The organism is Photobacterium rosenbergii, from assembly GCF_003026455.1.
Classification (GTDB): domain Bacteria; phylum Pseudomonadota; class Gammaproteobacteria; order Enterobacterales; family Vibrionaceae; genus Photobacterium; species Photobacterium rosenbergii.
The window spans coordinates 141,004-161,929 of sequence record NZ_PYMB01000009.1; the positions used below are offsets into that span (position 1 = coordinate 141,004).

Genomic DNA, 20,926 nt, shown 5'->3' on the forward strand with positions numbered 1-20,926 from the left:
ATCATCTTCGTAAAAAAATGAAACGCAATTTTGTTTTTGTTGTTTATTCGTTTTTCGAATAACTACCAGTTACTGTTTGTATAACAGGTACTTATAAATAATAAGAGCGGTTTTTTAAGTTGTTGATAAAGATAAGATATTGCCTGAACTGTGATCTGCCTTGTTTTTTGGCCTTTTTTCACTACCAATTTTCATGTGATATGTATAATTGAAACAACGGTTCATAAAAAGTGAGTGATTTCATGCTGCAGTTTTCAAACGATGAAATGGCAAGGATCAAGAGCAAAGATTGCGCGGCAATTATCGACAACCTGATTTCAAATAATCATACAGTTTTATCGTCGGACACCCTTGTTCCGCCGGATTCTCGAGCAACATGGAATCTGTATTATTTCTGCCCTGAACATGGGGTTCGCCTTGATTGGCAGAGAAATAGTCCGGAGGAACACCGCTGCCCGGTAGACGGCAAGGTGTTCACTGGAGAACCTTATGATGGGGCATGGTGGCGTTGGCTCAATGGGCTGAACTCCAAAGCTTGCAATGAACTTGGCTTGCTGTGGCACTTAACCGGCGAGCAGAAATACTTCGATAAAGTCCGTGAAATCTTGATGGGCTATGCCGACCATTACCCTGACTATGAAGAGCATGGCGGTATTCCCTACAATGGTCCGGGTAAAGCCAATGCCCAGACGCTATGTGAAGCAAACTGCCATATGGATTTCGCCCGCGGTTATGATTTCGTCCGGGAAGGCTTGACGGCAGAACAGCGTGCCCATATCGAGCAGAACCTGTTACGCGAAGGTGCTGAGTTTATGATGCAGCACCGTAGTGACCAGTTGCATAACCATGAAATGAAAATCAGCTCGACCATTGGGGTGATTGGCTTGCTGTTGGACGAGCAACGCTTTATCGATTTTGCGGTAAATAGCCCCTATGGCCTTCGCTACCAACTGGAGCATGGCATTATTGGTGAAGGCTTGTGGTTTGAAGGCTCCATCCATTACCACTACTATGCGCTTCAGGCTCTGATGGGCTATGAAATGATGGCTCGCGGTAGTGAGTATTCACTTAAAGAGCATCCTAGCTTTTTCCAGATGTTGGCATTCCCTCTCAAGCTGGTACAAATTGATGGACGCTTCCCTCGCTTGAATGACTGTATTGCAGGTCAGGAAGTACTTACCCATTCCCACTTATTCGAATATGCCTATAGTGAGTTCAGGCATCCGTTGTTTGCTTCGGCATTGCGCAGCATTTACCACAACAAGAGCCGAGATAATATTGACGCCCTGCTGTATGGTGTTGATGACTTGCCAGAAGCCGAGCCACTCACAACCCAGCCAATCCATGCGTCTGGGGTCGGGTTGACGATTTGTAAAGATGAAGCCCGACAAAACATGCTGCTGGTCAAGCATTCGCCTTACGGTGGTGAGCATGACCATTATGACCGTTTGGGGATCATTATCTGCCGAGGCGGCAAGGAAATCCTGCCTGATCTAGGGACAACAGGATATGGTGCCGAGTTGCATTACGGCTATTACAAGAACACGGCGACGCATAATACCCTAGCGGTGAACCAACAAAACCAGCCACCGGCGATCCCCGAGGTGCTGAGCTTCAAACAAACGGAAGGTGTTACCTGCCTTGATACCGTGGTTGATTGGTCGAAAGCCCATCCCGGTTTGGATAGCCATACCTTGGTGCAGTGGGATGAGGAAGCCTACCGCGATGTGCGATTCCGCCGCAGCGTGATATGGCTTGGTGATGCGGCTATTGAAATAAACCAAGTGCATAACCCCCATGCCAAGCAGTTGGATTTAACCTGGCATGTGCGCGGCGAGCATCAGGTAAGCCCGCTGGCTGTCCAATGTGATAATCCTCTAGAGGGGCCGTTGGCACGGATTACGGACTGCAAGATAGAAACAGTGTCAGGTGTGACCGCACAGCGGTTTGATATCGAGGGGGAGGCTGCTTACCAGTGCTTTATATCCGCCGAGGGAGTGCTGCTCACCGGTCAGGCTCCGGATAACCCTGCGACCAGTAACCTGTCATATATGTTGCTGCGAAGCCAGGAGAAGACATTCAAATCGATAGTGGCCCATGATTTGGATACTCAGCGGCCACTTGATAGTGTTGATGTGAAATGGGTGGGGGATAGCGCCTATATCAGCCTGAGCCGAGATGGCAAATTGCACTCAATCAAAGTGGCATTTTCTCAAGCGGGAATGGATTTCCAATCATTGCATTGCGCCTCTTAATTTATTCAAGAGCAATCAACCAAGGCCAGCACTTATGTGCTGGTTTTTTTATTGTCCTGTCTGGACAAATATAAAATCTAACTGAATTAACCCTTGGTGCAGCAGTGCCGGTATCGCTTTATGAAGCTCTGATGAACCGGTATAAATATCTCGGCTTTAACTTTGTTGCAATGTAGGTTTTCATCAATAATTCGACATTGCTCCAAGTATATTGCGGTTTTTCATTCGGGACTTATCAATGGTTACAAATTCTCTCCCACAGTGTTGTCCCCAGAAGGCTGAATTTTATATTTTTAGAAAATTATCATCATCTTAAAGTCATTAAACTGAAATGCTTCAACTGAAATATAGCGTCTGATTTGTGAACGCGTGTTCATATTTTTATTACATATTTTAGGGAAGCAATTGTGAAAAAAATTCTTAAGCTGGTTGGCGTGATGGCTGCGGTGATATCGCTAGCTGCGTGTAATTCAGATAGCTCTGATGAAGGTGGCAAAGGGCTGGAAGTGACGCCTACCGTACGCTCTCATTCACATAATGATTACTACCGTGATGAGCCGTTTTTCGGGGCGGTAAAACTGGGCTTTGGTAGCTTTGAAGCCGATGTCTTTTACCGGGAAGGCTATGATGAAGTGCTGGTGGCCCACGATGAGTGGGAAACGGTGTTTGAGTGGTCATTTGATGATATGTATATCCAGCCTTTGGTGCAGTATGTCAGGGATAACGAATACCGCTTTTATGACAACTGGTCTCACTCTGCCGTGTTGCTGATTGATATCAAAACCCAAATTGATAGCGAAGACAGCGGTTACGAAACCTGGTTAGCTGTGGAAGAAGTGCTAAGCCAGTACCCGGATATATTTACTACGTATGAAAATGGCGTGGTGAAGCAAGGGCCTGTAACGGCGATTATTTCAGGCCATCGCCCAATTGAGCAAATGGATGCCGCGCCAATTCGTTATTCTTTTGTTGATGGTCGCTTGGGGGACCTAGGTGAAATAACTGATCCAACGCTAATGCCTCTTATCAGCAATAACTTCAGCCACTTTAACCAGCCTCAGTTTGGCAATTTCTTTGGTAAAGGCGAATGGCCGCAAGAAGCCTTGGATGAGCTGGAAAGAATTGTTACCGAAGCCCATGCCAATAACCAGAAGATCCGTTTCTGGGCGACACCTGAAGGCAATGACTACATCAACAACCATATTTGGAGCGAACTGGTAAAAGCCGATGTCGACTTCATTAATACCGATCACCAGCAAGATCTACACGACTGGTTGCTGGAAAACGACCCGCATCCATCAGAGCCCTCAGTAAATTGGTTGGATGACCCATTCTGGGAACCGATGTATCCATAATCTTCACTAATCGGCTCTCACCTCTATTGGGTTAACCGATTGAATACAGCACACAGGTATCCCTGTGTGCTTTTTTAGTCCCTGCCTTTTTCTCGGAATGCAGAAGCTGTGATCCCAGCATTTTTGCGAAAGAAGCGGGCGAAATAGGCTGGATCGGTAAAACCAAGCTCATAACCGACTTCAGAAATTGACATCGCGGTGAGCAACAACATCCTGCGAGCCTCCTGCATGATCCTGTCTGTGATTAACCGTTTTGAAGACAGGCCGCTGACCCTACGGCAGATATCATTGAGCCTAGAGGTAGTGAGTCCGATATGCTCGGCATATTGCGGCAGTGCCCAATGGGAGCGGTAGTTCTCTTCTATCAATACGTTGAATTGGTTGAACACGTTGACATCTGTGCTGCGGTAGCTGGTCGTCACTTGTTGGTTGTTGGCGTAGCGCATTATCTCTATCAGGATCAATTGCAGCCAACTAAGGCTGGCAGATTCTGCCATAAACTGTTGCCCAGCCGATTCTTTCTCCAACATTTCAAATAACGTTTCAAGCGGTGAGGATTCCGGCAAAGGGATACAAAAAGGCTGCATCGCCGTGGAGGCAATATCATTGCGGCCAATCTCGATATCCAATAACCGCCAGACCAACTGCTGGCTGGCGGTGATGACAAAGCCGCTGGCGTGATCGTCGGTGACAAAAGAGTGGGGCACAGTTGGCGGGGTGAAAAATAACGTTTTCCCGTGCATGGAGTAATGGGACTGGTCGAGCAGGACATGGGTGTTGCCCTCGAGAATACAATGGATTTGGTAATAACGGTCGTGGTAATGGGTTGGCATATTGCGGCCGAAAAAGAGTGCGAGACTGTTTAGCCGCTCAAGGTGAAACTCGTTATCGCTGTAGCGCGAGTCGTATACCTTGCCAATGTTCAGGTTGGGGATTGTAAGTGCTTCCATGGCATGACCTTCCGTTTTTTGATTTTATTATAGTAGTGATAGTTAACATGTTATCTAAATCGGCGAAAAGTACAATTGAATACTTGTAACATCCATTTAACACTCCGTGGTCATTTCCCATAATGAATGCAAAGAAGCCGCAAAGCAGAAACGGCAAGGCTCACAATCAAAAGGAACTGGACATGAAGCAACCAAATCCCCTGTTAGAAAAAATGCAAGCTATCCTACCGACTATTGCTGCCAACGCGGCGCAAGCTGAAATAGACCGTACCCCGCCGGAGGAGAATATCCGCCTATTGCGTGAAGTCGGCTTTTTCCGCGCTTTCCAACCGAAAGCTTATGGGGGCTCGGAAATTTCATTGCCGGAGTTTACTGATTGTGTTGCAGCCCTAGCGGGAGCCTGTGGCGGAACCGCATGGGGAGCCAGTTTGCTTGCGACTCACAGCCATCAGATGGCAATGTTCTCCAAGCAGGCACAGGAAGAGTTCTGGGGCGACAATCCAGATGCTACGGCGAGTAGTAGTATTGCCCCGTTTGGACAAACGGAAGAGACAGAAGGCGGGGTGATCTTCAATGGCAATATGCGCTGGAGTAGCGGTAGTGACCATGCTGACTGGGCCATTCTTGGCTTCAACCGCACCGATGTTAGCGGTAATAAGCTTTACTGTTTCGGCGTGGTGCCGCGCCATGAATACACCATTATTGATGACTGGTATGCAGCAGGCATGCGCTCCAGTGGCACCAAGACCTTGGTATTGAAAGATGTATTTATTCCCGAACACCGGATAGAAACGGCAAAAGGCATGATGGAAGGCCGCTCTGCTGGCTTCGATCTCTATCCTGACAGCGATATCTTCTACACCCCATACCGACCTTATTTCGCCTGTGGTTTTGCCGCTATCAGCCTAGGGATTGCCGAGCGTATGCTGGAGGTCTATAAGGAAAAGACCAAAAACCGAGTTCGTGCTTATACCGGGGCAAAAGTAGGAGCGGCTACACCCGCCTTGATGCGCCTTGCCGAATCAACCCACCAAGTTGCCGCAGCACGAGCCTTCCTTGAGAAGACTTGGCAAGATCACAAAGAGCACGGTGAGCGCAAAGAATACCCATCCGCCGATACTTTGGCTTATTGGCGCACCAACCAGGCTTATGCGGTGAAAATGTGTATCGCATCCGTTGACCGCTTGTTTGAAGCGATGGGGGGGATGTCCTGGTTCAATGACAATGAGGGTCAGCGCCTTTTCCGAGACTCGCATATGACAGCCGCCCATGCCTACACCGATTATGATGTGTGCGCCCAGATCCTAGGCCGCCAGTTGATGGGCCTAGACCCAGACCCAAGCATGGTTTGATGAATCTTTTGCTCAAGTGATGTTCTTCTATTTTGTTTCAAGACGCTTTGGTTAAAGCTTTGTTGTGTTCTTGCCCCCGATCTCGGGGGCTTTTTTCATTTTGGTATTTTTATTTTCAACTTTTGTTGAGTGTTTGAGGCTGCTTTCTCTTGGTTTACATTCAGCTACCGTGTCACCAAAATGGCTAGCCGTGATGGGTCATCAACTGATTTGTGCTTAAAGTTCTGTTTTTAAATTGATTTTATTATGGTTGGCTGATTGTGAGGCTAGCTAGAAGGCAATAATTATGAAACTGCTTGTTATGAGATGGCTTTTATTTCTATCAACAGGAAGTGAAAACACTTACGCATGGAATCAAAAAAACCAGTAATCACTCAAATAATTTTTGCATTAATAAAATTATATGATAAATTGCTTTCAAGATTTGAGAGCATCAATTTGCGAACAAAGTGCCGCACTCCTTAGAACGGGGGAGGGTGGTTTAAAGGTCTGAACTTCATTTGCATGATTAAGACCTGCTGGGGAGACCCAGTGGATATCCTGCTTGGAACCCAGGATATTAGGAACGGGAACGGCCTTGGGCGAAAGCTCAGGGCCGTTTTTCTTTTTGGAATGCTTAAACAGGTTTAAGTATTCGCCGTGTTGTACCTTCGGTTGCGCCCAGCCCAAATGGTAGTTTCTGCCAAATCTTCAATTGGGTTTTCTTCTCTTACCCGGCTTCGTCTACGACGGTGAATGCTGCCTTGGGTATTTTTCTGATAGTGGCTGCTAAGCTGCCGGAGGCTCTTGATATCAGCTAGTTTCATCGTTCTCTCCTTAAACAGATACTGATCCCAGCATAGAGGTCTTACCTGAATGGAAGTTGACGGATATATTCAGTTAGTTGCACTATCACTTCAATTCTTGATCTGCATCTATTAAGTACGATGATGTGGAATTGATGAAAAATAAGGGAAATCCATTTTTCATCGCAGAGTTGGAAATATTACCGGCAACAGAGCAAATGATACTAGAGTGGAAGGAAATCACCGACCTTGCGCAAATCGCCATTTTTTGTTGTTTATTTACATGGAATGAGCAAATTACTTTGAAGTGTGTCACATTAATTTGTAAGATCTCTCTCGTTTTCTGATACTTAATAACACATTGAGGTAGCAAAATGATTGAGATGTTAGCTCTCTCCCAACTCCTTCTGGCTCGCCTAAAAGCGGAAGAGCAAAAAACTAAGCAGGAAAAAACAGGCAATTAGCCGCCTGTGGGCTCTGTTGCTGAAAAGCTATGTAAGTAACTAGAGAAAAGTGGATTTTGATTCCAGCCATAGACCCATAGAAATGGCTTACTGGCTGGAAATAGAAAAGCGGCGCATAGATATGTGCCGCTTTTTTGATGGGGGCTATTCGTTGTTTAACCAGAGTTGATCTTGTTCAGAGACATACTCTTTGTAACCGGCCTCCCACCCTTGGATAGCAAGTGATTCATGTTCGGTATTGAGGCACTGACCCGTATATTGTTGGCCTTGCTTACCATGTTTGTAGGTTTTGTATGGTAGGCAGTAGTCTTCAATACCTTGTTGATAACCGAGGCGGTATTCGTTGAGTGCGCCCTCTGGCACATCACTCAGTTTTTGAAGCTCATTCTCGGTGCGAACCAGACGGCCGTTTTCACCGTCTTTGACACCAAGCATCTTCCATTGGTTTTCCTGAGCCAGTTCTGTGTCATAGGACTGACCGGTGCAGGCCGCTAAGCTGAGGACAGCTACAAGTAAAACTAGATGTTTCATCGTCTACCTCCGCAAGCAAATGTGAATTTATCTCCGTTAGTGCAAATAGTGGACGACCAGACTATTGGACTGGTCTTACACTCTAATTATATATCTACATGAAAAAACGGGCATAAAAGCCCGTTTTTTTAGTAAGGTTTTTTGCTAATTGCTAGACAGCAGCCTTGAGGGCGCTGTGCGGGGCCAGTAATAACCGAGGTAGTTCCAGCCGACCCAGAGGACTAGACCGGTGGCGACAATCATTTCGAAAATCCCCAGACGTTCTAGCCATGACCAATGGGGATAGTAGATAGCAAACCAATCGGTCAGGCGCTCAAGGGCAACGGCGCTAATCACCGACGGGAAGGTGACTGCCGCCAATGATGGTTGGAAGCGTTGCTTGAGCAAATAGAAATAGCAGAGATAGACCAAAATGGTCATGGTGATCCCCACACCAGCCAAAGCGCCGGTCAATACCGGGTCCGGCTCGCTAACATTGAGCAGGTAGGCAGTCAGCGATAGGTTCACAGGCGCAGCCATAATTGCCAGTGTCGGCCTTGCTGGCCTAGGGAGGCGCCCGGCAAAGCACAAACGGTAAAGTACAACCGGCAACATCAGGAAGTAAATCGCGATGCAGGCATCTGTCATAGCTAAAGCGAAATCATGATGGCCGAGTTGCGGGCCAGCCAAGGTACCGCTGATTGCTCCAACTGGGTACAGGAACCAGCTAGGGTACATGTTGGTTAGGCGGAATTTTCTGATTTGGCAGAAAAAGAAGAATCCCATCATGAACATATGCAGGGCTAAGGCTGGGTACCAAAGCAAGCGGGCGACTTCGACATGGATTGATGACAGGTAATCAGATAACACCAGCATTGTCATCGACATCGGTGCCATCAGGCTGCCATAGAGTGGGTGGCGAAGATCTTGGATAAATCGTTTGGGGTTGAACAGGTATTTCAGCACTACGGGGATCAGTAATACTGCACCGATCAGCGCACCAATACCTCGGTACCAGTTGGCGTGCTCAGGGAAGTAGAGTGACCAGGCGAGGCCTGTCCCCATTGAGGCCAAAGCTAATGCAGCTTGGGCTGTAGGAATATGTATCAAAGCATTACTAAATGCTGGCATTGCGCTAAAAAAACCTTATTTGAGCATTAAACAGACGGGAGAACGGGCATTCTACACCAGTTTGCCAGTGAGGGAGCGTGGGATGGATCAAAACAAGGTTTGGAGTGGGTCACATTTTGGTAGAAGATTTGGTAAATCGGGTTTGCTAAAAGTGGATTTTAGTACCATATTTATGATGTGACCTGTAAATGAGCTGATTCATATTTAGCTTACGGAGGAATGAGCTGTTTTCATTCATTTGGCTCAAGGGTACAGGGAGCCGGTTGATGTGAATCAACCACACTAAGCGTCGGTATTGCTTAGTACTACAATTTGGTTAAGTGACAAACAATGTGATAATACTTCTTCGCCAATACTATTGATGTCCGATTTAAAATTGTGACTGTATCGGGCACGGCAAACTCAACGTAATGAGTGGCGAAGCCTCAAGTTGTAATTCAATCAACGCTCTATGTGTGCTGTGTAGGTAGACTAGGGCAACAGAATAGAGATAAACCTAAGCCGCACTGCAATGGTGCGGCTTTTCTTTTGTCTGAAAAAATAGTGTCATTTTCTTGAAAATACTAACCTACTGTTTTTAAACGGCTGTTTAATGTTATCCACAAAAACAGTGGGTAACTTTATGGTAAATGTCAGATGTAATTGATTGTTTTGTCAACAAATGGTGCTAAGACGAACAAAAATAGGGATTAATGTAATCATTCACTACTTTTTTGCTTGGGTTCAATAATTATTCAATTGGTGATGGGGCTACCGGATATCACGACCTTTTTTTGCTATCGTAAATTTGTAAAAGGAATTTACATAACAAGAGGTTAACCATGATCATCCCGCTCAAGCACTTGACCATACGCCAAACCTTACTCGTCACTTTCATTATCCCCACATTACTGCTTTTATCTGTTATCGGGTGGCAAGCCCACCAGTTGATAGAAAAGCGTGAACAAGCCGATATTGCCCAAGAAACCGTAGCACTCTTTCACCTTTACGATGAAGTTGCCCACCAGTTTGCTGTCGAGAGGGGGCTTACCGCAGGTGTGATTGGTGCCAAGGGGCAAGGTCCTCAGGTGCAGGCATTAAGAAACCAAAGACTATTAGCTGACAATGCCTATCAGTCATTGTTGTCGTTTGCCCCTCAATTCTTAGATGCACAGGCAATAAGGCCATTATTTGAAGCGGTTCGCTCGGAATTGGATAAGCGGCAGGGGATACGCCAGCAAGTCGACAGTTTGCAGTTGGTGGATTCGCCCTTTGCCTATTATTCCAATGTAAACCGCCTAGCGTTGGATAACCTTGCGATTTTATTGGCGCAAATTAGCAACGCTGATCTCAAGCAAGAGCTGCAAGGTTTATTACAGTTATTGATTATTAAGGAGCAGGCCGGGATGGCTCGCGGGGCGCTCAACGGGGTTTTCGCCAGTGGACAGTCAGGTCTCGACCGTTATGCGCAAATTCAGGAGTATATCAATGACGAAGCGTATGCGGTTCGGCAGGCTAAACTGCTACTGAGTGGCCAGAGGTTGCTGCAGTTCGAGGCGATTGTACGTTCACCGAATTGGCAACAAGTGATGGGTATCCAGCAGCAATTTCTTGGTCAGAAAGCCACGCTTTCAGCCGTAGAAGGGCCGAGTGCACCGAGTTGGTTTGGGTTGGCAACAGAGAGGATAGGGGCGGTAAAAGGCCTGAGGGATCAGATGGCTACAGAGTTGGCAGCAAGGGCGCAGGCAGAAAAGCAACTTGTGACTAATCAGCTGTGGTTCTTTGCTGCGATCTTAACTCTTGTCATTTTGCCATTAATTCTGTTCACCGTGTTTTCTCTCAAGCGCTTGACCCAGCGAGTCACGGAATTTTCAGATAAATTATCCACCATGGCGGCAAAAAAGGATCTGACTATTCGTCTTGCTGACGAACGTGAAGATGAAATCGGGGAAATCGGTAAGAAACTCGACAGGTTATCAGACAGTGTCAGCGACACGCTCAGCAAAGCGCATTCTGTCGCGAGCCAGACCCAACATGAGATGGCGGAGATGGTGAAACTGATCGCTTTGGCCAGAGATGATAGCCAGCAGACCCATACCCGATGTGACAGCATCGCGACAGCCATGACAGAAATGGCTCAAACCAGTGAGCAGGTGGCGGGGATCACCAACGAGGCCCAGCGAAGTACTGAGCTTGCCCGGGAAAGCGCCGAATCTAGCCATGCTCAAAGTGAGCAGTCACAGCAAACCACTTCTCGGTTGCTGGAAAGTGTGAATGAAACTTACCAATGTATTGAAACGCTTGAGCAGCAGATGGAAGGGGTGACCGATATCCTGGATACCATTAACGCAATATCAGAGCAGACAAATTTGCTAGCGCTTAACGCAGCGATTGAAGCGGCCAGGGCGGGCGAACAAGGGCGGGGTTTTGCTGTTGTTGCCGATGAAGTGAGAACACTGGCCCAGCGCAGTAAGAAATCGACGGAAGATATTCGCCAGTTGCTCGGCGGCATTACCCAGAATGCCAAGGCGTCATATATCAATATGCAGCAAAGCCGGGAAGCCACGGTTGAAACCCAAGGTGTGGTGTCTGAAGCCAGAGCCTTGGTTGAAGGATTAATTGTGAACGTTAATGAAATTGCCGAATTCAACATCGGCATTGCCACCGCGACGAGCCAGCAATCTCAGACAGCCCATAGTGTGGATGTCGATGTTGATGGCCTTTTGGAGTTGGCGGGTAATACCATGCAGGCGATTGCTGATATCCATGACGAAATGAACCTGATCAAACAACGAATGACGGAACTGTCATCGGAAGTCGATAAGTTCCAAATTCGGACAATAGGTCAGTAGGTGCTCACTTTGCTATGATTTATTGTAATCGCTAATGCCTAAGGTATAAAAGGGGCTTTTTAGCTCCTGTTTATTGTCGGTAGTGTGCCATTCCAGAAAGATTCAACGATCCCGTTGCACTTAGCATCATGGAGGCTGTTGTTGGCAATATGGAGCTTATCGGCGTATTGCCGCCCTTCCACCCTCGCTTCTACCCATGCGATATGGTGGTCGGTGTTGTCAGCCTTGAGGGTACTTTGGATCAGGTAATCGCTGACACGTTGGATGGTCATGTCCGGCAATGTCTCGAAGAATTGGCAGGAGTCCAAGACACCATGGAGTTGCCCGGCAGAAGTGACAGTGGCCAAAGGGTTTGCAGAGGCGGTTGTGGCTGTTGTAGTACCCAGTAGCAGGGCGAAGATGACACTTGGTAGTCTTGGGGTAATCATACATTCGTCTCGTGGCAAGAGGTTGGGAATGCAGATAATTTACCTATTTTCGACTACCAAATGTGGTTATCAGTTATGCAGGTTACTTGCGTAAATTAACTCAGGCGTTTCTCCCACCATTCTTGAGCCATTGTTAGCGCTTGCTCTTGCTCGCTGCAAATACCCATCATTTTGAGCACAATCGCCAGCGTTGAAATCACTGCACATTCGCCATAATGGTTTTCTGCTTCGCCAAGCCAGACTTTCTGCAAAAACTCGCCGCTGATTTCACCGTGTTTACCGGAAGCGCCTTCAAGGTAAGTCGGCCACTCTTCGGTAAATAATTGCCCCTGGGAGACGCCAGATAAGCGACATGCGGTACGTGGGCTGCGCTCACTTTCGCCGCCTTCTCCCTTGAAGGCCACCATATTATTGTCACCGACTAATTGGGCGGCTTCGGCGTGCAACTGTTCATAGCCTTGATGGAAGATACCGTGGATTGAGAACGGTGCGGCGACTGGGTTAAGGGCTCTGGCAACCGTATTGAGCGGGGTCCTCAAGCCAACCAAATTACGTATTGCTAGCAAATCGATTAAAGGCTCGCAGTAGCTCGATAGCGGGATGTAGCAAATATTATCCTCGGCCAGGATACGTCTGGCTTCATCAGGGGTTGAAGCTTGCTGGATATTCAATGCTGGGCATGCACTTTCTACTTGGTATTTGATGGCATCGACTGCCATATGGCCACTTAGCATTACGCGAATACCGTTTTTCGCTAGCAGTTTGGCGGCTAGCAATAACCAAGGCGGCTGGCGGCGCTTACCTGCAAAGCATGGCCAATCAACATCGACATCTAATTCTTGCCATTCAGGTGAGATACGCCCGCGTAATGATTGGATATATCCCGCAGCTTCTTCGCTGGTTTCGCAACGGACGCGTTGTAACATGAGCAGTGTGGCAAGTTGCAATAACTCTGCCTTGCCGTCGAGGTACATATCCAGCGCTTCTCGCGCTTCTTCTTGGGTGAGTGGACGACGGCCCTTTTCTCCGCGGCCTACGTGTTTAATGAATTCTGAAAATGCTGTCATGGTGCCTTCCGTGTAAATGTACCCAAGTCTCAAGGTGACCTTAGGTATATTAGCACTAAGCCAATAAATTTATTCACAATAATGAAACAAGGGTGAGTTCGGCGTTGGGTCTGGTAATTTCTACACTTTTGTCATCGCTTGCCTACACTTATTTCTGGAAACTTAGTTATAACGCAATCAATAGGGATAACCGGAGCGGGTATGAAAATACTGTTTACGCCAGGTAGATTGACGCTAGGTGCACTGCTAACGCTGATGTCTTGGGGAGCTAATGCGGCTGAAGGGAGAGCAATTGAGTACAAGGTGAATGATGAAGCTTATGAGGGCTATTATATTTCGCCATCAGAAGATGCGCCGTTAGTATTGCTGATCCATGACTGGGATGGGCTCACAGACTATGAAGTTAAACGGGCTGAAATGCTTGCTGAGCAGGGGTATGCTGTATTTGCTGCCGATCTGTTTGGTGCCGGCGTCAGGCCAACCGAGGTAAAAGACAAACGTCAGCACACCGGTGAGTTATACAAAGACCGGCAGAAAATGCGTGATTTGATGAACGGTGCGCTACAGATGGCAGACTCTCTTGGTGCCAATACCGATAAAGCCGTGGCGATGGGGTATTGCTTCGGTGGTGCTGCGGTGCTGGAACTCGCACGCTCTGGCTCAGAGATGAAAGGCTTTGCCACTTTCCATGGTGGTTTGAAAACCCCAGACGGGCAGGACTATTCAAAGGCGAAAGGGAATATATTGGTCCTTCATGGCGCGGCGGATACGGCGATCCCTATGGCAGATTTTGCCGTGTTATCTGGTGAGCTAGAAAAAGCCGGTGTCAGCAATGAAATGATTGTCTACAGTGGTGCGCCGCATGCGTTCACTGTCTATGGCTCAGATAATTACCGCCAAGATGCAGATTATAAATCCTGGCAGCGCTTTTTGACTTATCTTGATGATGTAGAGTGGTAAGTCAGCACTTTTTTACAGCAACAAGCTCGCAAAGTAAAAGTCACTTAGATGTGAAATAGCATTGATATTTTGAAAGCCAGCAGTATGCCTGCTGGCTTTTTATTAGCTGAACCTTTGTAATGAGCCACAGTCAAAATACTCATTGCTGTACAAAAAAGATAAGGATGATGAAAATGCTTTATGTCACGACTCCGGAAGTTTATGGCCGCGAAATCAAGGAAGTGCTCGGTACGGTGACGGGTAATGTAGTGCAGTCCAAGCACGTTGGCCGCGATATTATGGCGGGTTTCAAAACCATCTTCGGCGGTGAAATCCGTGGTTATACCGAAATGCTGACCGAAGCCCGTCAGGAAGCAACCCAGCGGGCAATTGCCGAAGCAGAAGCCTTGGGGGCTGATGCCATTGTGAATGTGCGTTTTACCACCAGTGCCATCATGCAGGGCGCATCTGAAATCTTGGTTTACGGCACGGCGGTGAAGCTGAGGTAAACCTCACTATCCAGTTCCGAAAATGGCTAGTATTGTCCTTGTTGCGGGGTAGACTAAAAGAACAACCAGTCACCCTGACAACATTTTTCAGCCCAAGGACACGCTACCATGATGACCCCCGCCCAATGCCAGCAAGCCCGTTTGGCTAGGGACAGACGCTACGACGGACTGTTCTTCACCGCGGTGAAAACCACAGGCATTTACTGTCGCTCGATCTGCCCAGCTACTCCTCCGCTGGAAAAGAATGTTGAGTATTTCCCGTCTGCGGTTGCTGCTGCACAGGCAGGCTATCGCCCTTGCTTGCGTTGCCGGCCAGACAGCGCGCCGGGCTCACCTGCCTGGCAGGGCAAGAGCACGACCTTTGTTCGGGCACAACGGTTGATAGACGAGGGAGCCTTGATAGAGGGTGATCTGGTGCAATTGGCAGAAAGGTTGGGTGTGACAGACCGTTACCTGAGGCAGCTATTCAACGAAGAAATGGGGTTATCCCCCAAGGCTTACAGCCTATACCAGCAATGCCTGTTGGCTAAAAAGCTGTTGCACGAGAGCCAACTGCCTATTACCGATATCGCGCTGGCGAGCGGGTTTAACAGTATCCGCAGGTTTAATGACTGCTTCCAGAAACACTTCTCGCTCACGCCATCCCAAGTGCGTAAGCAGCTTAATGAAGCCCGGGTAAGTGAAAGCGCGGAGAGCCACATGCAAACGGTAACAGTGACCTTATCCTACCGTCCGCCTTATGACTGGCACTCAGTGCAGGATTTCTTTGCTTCCCGACTGATAGAAGGGTTGGAGTGGCTGGACGAAAATAGCTATGGCCGCACATTCGGCAAAGAATATGGTCAGGGTTGGTTTACTGCCGTTCACGAGGCAGATAAAGCGCGCTTTAGCGTTGAGCTCACCCTTACTGATCTCCAATGCTTACCCCGTGCCATCGCCAATATCCGTCGCTGTTTGGATTTGGATGCCGATTCTGGCGTGATAGACAGTGCAATAGAACAGGCGATGGGACAGCCTTTGATTCAAACGGGCTTGCGTTTGCCGGGCACTTGGAGCCCTTTCGAGGCCGGTATCAGGGCCATACTGGGCCAGCAGGTATCGGTAAAAGCGGCGCGGAGCTTGGTTGAAAAACTGATTTTAATGAATCCAGATAACCACAGCGGGCGGTTGTTTTTCCCTGAGCCTGACGCACTTTGCGGATATGACCTCAATCAGTTGGGGATGCCCGAGCGCCGCCGAGAGACATTGCGGGTCTTCGCCCGGTATGTGGCTGAGCATGGGATTGAAGATCCAAACGATTTATTGGCTTTGCCGGGCATTGGCCCATGGACAGTGGATTACCTTAAAATGCGCGGCTTGAGTGATCCCAATATCTTTCTGGTCGGTGATCTAGGGGTAAAAAAAGCGCTGCAGAAAAGAGAACAACAACGCCTCGAGAACCCTGAGACACCGCCATGCCAACCTGAACTGGCCGCGCCTTGGCAGAGTTATTTGACCTTATATTTATGGAAAACACTATGAGCAACCAACTGATCAACACCCCCATTGGCTGGCTGAATGTACTGGCAAGTGACAATGCGATTACTGCTATCGAGTTTGCTGCCGATCCGAAGACTCAACAACAGCCTTCAGCAACAACCGAGCTGTGCTGCCAGCAATTGAACGAGTACTTCAACGGGCAGCGGGAGCAGTTTGATATTGCACTGGACATGGCGGGGACGACATTCCAAAAAACGGTATGGCAGGCGCTGAACGGTATCGAGTATGGCGAAACCTGTTCATACGGAGATATTGCCAATCATATTGGTAACCCTAAGGCTGTTCGGGCGGTAGGGGCAGCAAACGGCAAAAACCCAGTCCCGATTATTGTTCCCTGCCATCGGGTGATCGGCAGTTCCGGCAAGTTGACAGGCTACGCCGGAGGATTGGATATCAAGGTGTGGCTGCTAGAGCATGAAAAGCAGCACTTTGCCAAATAGTGGGGTTGATTCACTACTCAGGTGAACCGCTGATTTATTGATTTCCGTTCTGTTGCCGCTAGCGAAAATTCGATAGGGTGGCTTCAGTATTCGATTTCAGTTTTTGGTTTCAGCTTTGGAGTAAACAATGATTATTGAGCCAGTGATCAAAGGTGTCGTGGCCCGTTCGGCCCATCCTTACGGTTGCCAGCAGGCGGTGCGCAAGCAAATTGACTATGTAAAGCAAGCTAGTCCTATTGTTGGAGGGGCCAAGCGAGTGTTAGTGCTTGGCGCGTCATCCGGCTTTGGTTTGGCATCGCGCATTGCTCACACTTTTGGTGGTGCACAAGCTGATACTATCGGCGTGTCTTTTGAGCGGGGCCCGAGCGAGAAAGGTGTTGGCAGTGCGGGTTGGTATAACAACATTTTCTTCAAACAAGAAGCGGAGCAAGCAGGCCGTATTGCGACCAATATTGTGGGGGACGCCTTTTCACAGCAGGTACGGCAGCAGGTGATCGAAGCGATCAAAAATGATCTCGGCGGCAAGGTTGATCTGGTGGTGTACAGCTTGGCAACCGGCGTTCGTCCTAACCCTGAAACTGGAGAGATGTGGCGCTCGGTGAGCAAGACTACAGGTAAGCCCGTGGTTGGCCCGACTCTGAACCTAGAGACCGACAGCTTGGCAGAAATGACCGTAGAGACGGCGACCGAGCAGGAGATTGCCGATACAGTCAAAGTGATGGGTGGTGAGGATTGGGCGAGTTGGATTGAGTGTCTCACTGAGGCCGGAGTACTGGCGCAAGGTTGCCGCACCGTGGCCTATTCTTATATTGGCCCTGAAGTGACTTACCCTATCTACCACCATGGTACGCTCGGACGTGCCAAAGTGCATATGCACAATACCGCCGAGGTGCTTAATAGCCAACTCGCGGATATTGGCGGGCAGGCCCATGTTGCAGTGTGCAAAGCCCTTGTAACTAAAGCCAGTGTATTTATCCCGGCTTTTACCCCTTATATCCTTGCGCTTTTTAAAGTAATGAAACAAAACGGCACCCACGAAGGTTGTATCGAGCAGATGCAGCGTTTGTTCAATGCGCGCTTTTATAATGAAGGCGGGGTGGAGACGGATGAGCAGCGTTTGATCCGCATGGATGACTGGGAGCTCGCCCCTGAAGTGCAGCAGCAGGTCAGCGAAATCATGGCTGATATGAATGCAGATAACTTTACTCAGTTGGGTGACTACACCGGTTATAAGCAAGACTTTATGGAGCTAAACGGATTTGGTTTTGCAGAGGTCGACTACCAGCAAGATATTAGCCTTGAGAGCCTGCAGGCACTTCAACCTTAATAAATTCGATAAGCAACGGTATTGATAAAATCGTCATTATATTGTCGCCTGAATATGGGTGGTGATGATGGCTATTTTTATTTTCTCATTAATGAAACACTTTCTGCTCGAAATACCTTACCTCGAGCCAGCACTTTTCAGTATAGAGATCATAAAACCTCCACATAGTTAATTCTGTAATAGGATAAATCTGGTCTAATCAGCCAATAATCATTAGAATTAGTTCAATAAAAGAACAACAAAGAATGCAGTGATTATGGTTGAACGTCGTCACTTTAGTCGTATTTTATATCAGGCCCCAGCTACGCTGATAAATGCTATTGGTGAATGGCAGGCGGAAGTTCGGGATCTGTCTTTGCAGGGAGTCTTGCTGACCAAGCCGGAGAGCTGGACGGCACAAGATACTGACGATAAATATTTTTTATCGTTTTGCCTGCACGACTCTGACATTGAACTGCGGATGGAAACCCGGTTGGTTCACCATGATGCTGCTTATTTACGTATGCATATCTTCCATATTGATTTAGAAAGTGCCGGACACCTCCGGCGTTTGGTCGAATTAAATGTTGGCACTGATGAACTATTACATCGTGAGCTGGAACAGCTAACTGATTTGCAGCACCATCTCGACGAATCGTGAATAGTCATCATGTCAGAAAACATTTGTATTTCGGTGTCCGATCATCGTGGCACCTCTCATTATCTTATTAACCGCTTCAAGAAACGTTATATCGCCGTTGCAGCAACTGTTTTGATAGCTGCCGCAGCAGGTGGCGGGTACGGAGTCTACAACCTTTATCAGGATAACCTTCATTCCAACCAGCAGTTGAGCCAACTCAATGTCCAGGCGCAGCAACTCAGTGATTCTTTGACCGAGGAAAGTGCAAGCAACCGTGAATTGGTCGCTGAACTCAATGAGAAAAAAGCGGAACTGGATGCACTTTCATTGCGCATTGATGATGTAGAAACCATCTTAGGCCTGCAAACAGCCGAAGACGGGGAAGTGGTGACCCTTGAAGAGCGGGTAGACAGTGCGGCGATCAGTTCGGCGGTAAGGGGAACCTTGTTCCGTATGATCCCCAACGGCAACCCGACCCCGGGGATCCGCATGTCTTCTCAGTTTGGTACCCGTGTCCATCCGGTAACCGGTAAGCGTAAGCGTCATTTGGGCTTGGATTTTGCTGCCAACACCGGCACGGAGATCTACGCACCTGCGGACGGGGTGGTTGAAGTGACCCGGCCAAGTAATAAAGGTTCGGGTAATTTCCTCAAGCTTGATCACACTATGGGCTTCACCTCGACCTATTCGCATATGAAGAAGTTCAACGTGAAGCGGGGGCAGTTCGTTCGCAAAGGCGACCTGATAGGTTGGACGGGCAATACGGGCTTGTCGACCGGGCCGCACCTGCATTACGAGATCCGCTTTTTGGGACGGGCATTAAATCCTCGTCCATTTGTCGAATGGACGCCGGATAATTTTGATAGTCTGTTTGAGAAAGAGAAGACCGTCCAATGGGCGTCGCTACTCGATATGATTAATAATGTGGTATCGATGCAGGTAACGCTTACCCAGTCGCCCCATATTGCCCGACCGATCCAAACTGCGAGCAACGAAAAGGGTATGGCAGGGGAAGAAGGCTAAGCCCAAACAAGGAAATACTATGGCCCGTGAGCTTTATATTGGTGTAATGTCTGGTACCAGCCTAGATGGGGTTGATACCGCTTTGGTGGCTTTTGAAACTGGCCCCGAAGCCGGTATTGAAAGGCAAGCTGAACAAAGCTCCCGGCCTGAGTTGCTGGCAACCGATGCTTTCCCAATGCCTGATTGCTTGAAGTCGGCATTGCTGGATGTCTGTATGGGCCAAGAAACGAACCTGAAGCAAATCGGGCAGCTGGATCACCAGCTTGGACACTTGTTTGCAGATGCCGTTAATCAACTGCTGGATAAGGCGGGTATTGAACCATCCGAGGTAACAGCGGTGGGCAACCATGGCCAGACGGTGTTCCACCAACCTGATGGTGACTACCCGTTCACCATGCAGCTGGGGGATGCCAATATCGTCGCTGCCAAAACTGGCATTACTACTGTGGCGGATTTTCGCCGCAAGGACATGGCATTGGGCGGGCAAGGGGCACCTTTGGTCCCAGCCTTTCACAAGGGCCTATTCTCACAGCAAGACTCGACGACGGTGGTGTTGAATATAGGTGGCATTGCCAATATTTCGGTACTGCAGCCAGGCCAGCCTGTCATTGGCTACGATACAGGCCCCGGCAATATGCTGATGGATGCTTGGGTATATCTTCATCACGGCCAGAAATACGACAAAGACGGAGCCTTTGCCGCATCGGGCACTGTGAATCCGGCTTTGCTTGCTGAGCTGATGGCAGATCCGTACCTATCCCGTCAATACCCCAAAAGCACAGGGCGGGAGCACTACAATTTGCCTTGGCTGGAAGGCCAACTCAATGGCTTAACCGAAGACGTATCAGAGCCAGACGTACAGGCAACCTTGTTGCAGTTTACGGCTCAGACTATTGCAGAGCAGGTGGCTCGTTTTGCTCAAGGTCATCAACCACAATTGCTCGTCTGCGGTGGAGGGGTGAATAACCCGCAACTGATGCAGCGTCTTGCCGAATTACTACCAGACTGGTCTGTTGGCAACACCCGTGATGCGGGTATCGATCCGGATTATATGGAAGCGATGGCCTTTGCCTGGCTTGCCCGTCAGCGTATCCATGGTCTACCGAGTAATGTACCGGAAGTGACAGGGGCATCGGCCTTGGCATCTTTGGGTGTCGTGTATCCAGTGTGACGGCGCAAATTGATGCTAAGCGTGTTTTTGTCAAAAATGGTTGGGAGATGGGCTCATAAGCATTGTTTTTCACAAAGCGATGGTTTACAACCATAGATGCCATAGATGCCATAGATGCCATAGATGCCATAGATGCCATAGATGCCATAGATGCCATAGATGCCATAGATGCCATAGATGCCATAGATGCCATAGATGCCATAGATGCCATAGATGCCATAGATGCCATAG

The 20,926-nt window shown here is 48.4% G+C and carries 18 protein-coding genes; 12 read left to right on the forward strand and 6 right to left on the reverse strand.

The annotated features are described in order from the left end of the window. Positions 1-242 precede the first annotated feature (242 nt). Positions 243-2,255: a heparinase II/III domain-containing protein gene (locus C9J01_RS17970; protein ID WP_107299520.1), complete on the forward strand. Its 2,013-nt coding sequence runs from the start codon at positions 243-245 to the stop codon at positions 2,253-2,255. A gap of 407 nt (positions 2,256-2,662) precedes the next feature. Further along, positions 2,663-3,610, forward strand: coding sequence for a phosphatidylinositol-specific phospholipase C/glycerophosphodiester phosphodiesterase family protein (locus tag C9J01_RS17975; RefSeq protein WP_237157005.1), 948 nt, complete (start codon positions 2,663-2,665; stop codon positions 3,608-3,610). A 74-nt stretch (positions 3,611-3,684) separates the two neighbouring features. Here the strand turns inward: C9J01_RS17975 and hpaA are convergent, their stop codons facing one another. Further along, positions 3,685-4,560: a 4-hydroxyphenylacetate catabolism regulatory protein HpaA gene (gene hpaA, locus C9J01_RS17980; protein WP_107299521.1), complete on the reverse strand. Its 876-nt coding sequence runs from the start codon at positions 4,558-4,560 to the stop codon at positions 3,685-3,687. A 182-nt stretch (positions 4,561-4,742) separates the two neighbouring features. Here hpaA and C9J01_RS17985 point away from each other — a divergent pair, with 182 nt between their 5' ends. Then, entirely contained in the window at positions 4,743-5,912 is a 1,170-nt protein-coding gene (locus C9J01_RS17985) for a p-hydroxyphenylacetate 3-hydroxylase oxygenase component (protein ID WP_107299522.1), read from the forward strand. A gap of 626 nt (positions 5,913-6,538) precedes the next feature. Here C9J01_RS17985 and C9J01_RS17990 read toward each other — a convergent pair. From C9J01_RS17990 to C9J01_RS18005, 3 genes are all read right to left on the reverse strand, one after another. After that, on the reverse strand, positions 6,539-6,718 hold the full coding sequence (locus C9J01_RS17990) for a hypothetical protein (protein ID WP_107299523.1): 180 nt from the start codon (positions 6,716-6,718) through the stop codon (positions 6,539-6,541). Between the two features lie 587 nt (positions 6,719-7,305). Next, entirely contained in the window at positions 7,306-7,692 is a 387-nt protein-coding gene (locus tag C9J01_RS18000) for a DUF2799 domain-containing protein (RefSeq protein WP_107299525.1), read from the reverse strand. A 144-nt stretch (positions 7,693-7,836) separates the two neighbouring features. Next, positions 7,837-8,802: a TDT family transporter gene (locus C9J01_RS18005; protein WP_107299526.1), complete on the reverse strand. Its 966-nt coding sequence runs from the start codon at positions 8,800-8,802 to the stop codon at positions 7,837-7,839. Positions 8,803-9,623: 821 nt separating this feature from the next. Between C9J01_RS18005 and C9J01_RS18010 the strand changes: the two genes are divergently transcribed. Then, positions 9,624-11,633: a methyl-accepting chemotaxis protein gene (locus C9J01_RS18010; RefSeq protein ID WP_107299527.1), complete on the forward strand. Its 2,010-nt coding sequence runs from the start codon at positions 9,624-9,626 to the stop codon at positions 11,631-11,633. 59 nt (positions 11,634-11,692) lie between these two features. Here the strand turns inward: C9J01_RS18010 and C9J01_RS18015 are convergent, their stop codons facing one another. After that, a complete protein-coding gene (locus C9J01_RS18015; RefSeq protein WP_107299528.1) occupies positions 11,693-12,061 on the reverse strand; it encodes a hypothetical protein in 369 nt (122 codons plus the stop codon). Positions 12,062-12,156: 95 nt separating this feature from the next. Next, a complete protein-coding gene (locus C9J01_RS18020; protein WP_107299529.1) occupies positions 12,157-13,128 on the reverse strand; it encodes a glycosyl transferase family protein in 972 nt (323 codons plus the stop codon). Positions 13,129-13,329: 201 nt separating this feature from the next. Here C9J01_RS18020 and C9J01_RS18025 point away from each other — a divergent pair, with 201 nt between their 5' ends. The 8 genes from C9J01_RS18025 (at position 13,330) to C9J01_RS18060 (ending at position 20,695) form a co-directional block, all read left to right on the forward strand. After that, positions 13,330-14,088, forward strand: coding sequence for a dienelactone hydrolase family protein (locus C9J01_RS18025; RefSeq protein WP_107299530.1), 759 nt, complete (start codon positions 13,330-13,332; stop codon positions 14,086-14,088). 173 nt (positions 14,089-14,261) lie between these two features. Next, on the forward strand, positions 14,262-14,576 hold the full coding sequence (locus C9J01_RS18030; protein ID WP_107299531.1) for a heavy metal-binding domain-containing protein: 315 nt from the start codon (positions 14,262-14,264) through the stop codon (positions 14,574-14,576). Between the two features lie 108 nt (positions 14,577-14,684). Beyond that, positions 14,685-16,097: a DNA-3-methyladenine glycosylase 2 family protein gene (locus tag C9J01_RS18035; RefSeq protein ID WP_107299532.1), complete on the forward strand. Its 1,413-nt coding sequence runs from the start codon at positions 14,685-14,687 to the stop codon at positions 16,095-16,097. After that, positions 16,094-16,555, forward strand: a complete 462-nt coding sequence (locus C9J01_RS18040) for a methylated-DNA--[protein]-cysteine S-methyltransferase (protein ID WP_107299533.1) — start codon at positions 16,094-16,096, stop codon at positions 16,553-16,555. The genes C9J01_RS18035 and C9J01_RS18040 overlap by 4 nt, the downstream gene beginning before the upstream one ends. A gap of 127 nt (positions 16,556-16,682) precedes the next feature. Continuing rightward, positions 16,683-17,882 carry an enoyl-ACP reductase FabV gene (gene fabV / locus C9J01_RS18045; RefSeq protein WP_107299534.1) on the forward strand — a complete coding sequence of 400 codons (1,200 nt, stop codon included), beginning with the start codon at positions 16,683-16,685 and terminating at the stop codon, positions 17,880-17,882. A 256-nt stretch (positions 17,883-18,138) separates the two neighbouring features. After that, positions 18,139-18,522, forward strand: coding sequence for a PilZ domain-containing protein (locus C9J01_RS18050; protein WP_107299535.1), 384 nt, complete (start codon positions 18,139-18,141; stop codon positions 18,520-18,522). A gap of 9 nt (positions 18,523-18,531) precedes the next feature. Then, positions 18,532-19,524: a M23 family metallopeptidase gene (locus C9J01_RS18055; RefSeq protein ID WP_107299536.1), complete on the forward strand. Its 993-nt coding sequence runs from the start codon at positions 18,532-18,534 to the stop codon at positions 19,522-19,524. 19 nt (positions 19,525-19,543) lie between these two features. Continuing rightward, on the forward strand, positions 19,544-20,695 hold the full coding sequence (locus tag C9J01_RS18060) for an anhydro-N-acetylmuramic acid kinase (protein ID WP_107299537.1): 1,152 nt from the start codon (positions 19,544-19,546) through the stop codon (positions 20,693-20,695). Positions 20,696-20,926: the final 231 nt, after the last annotated feature.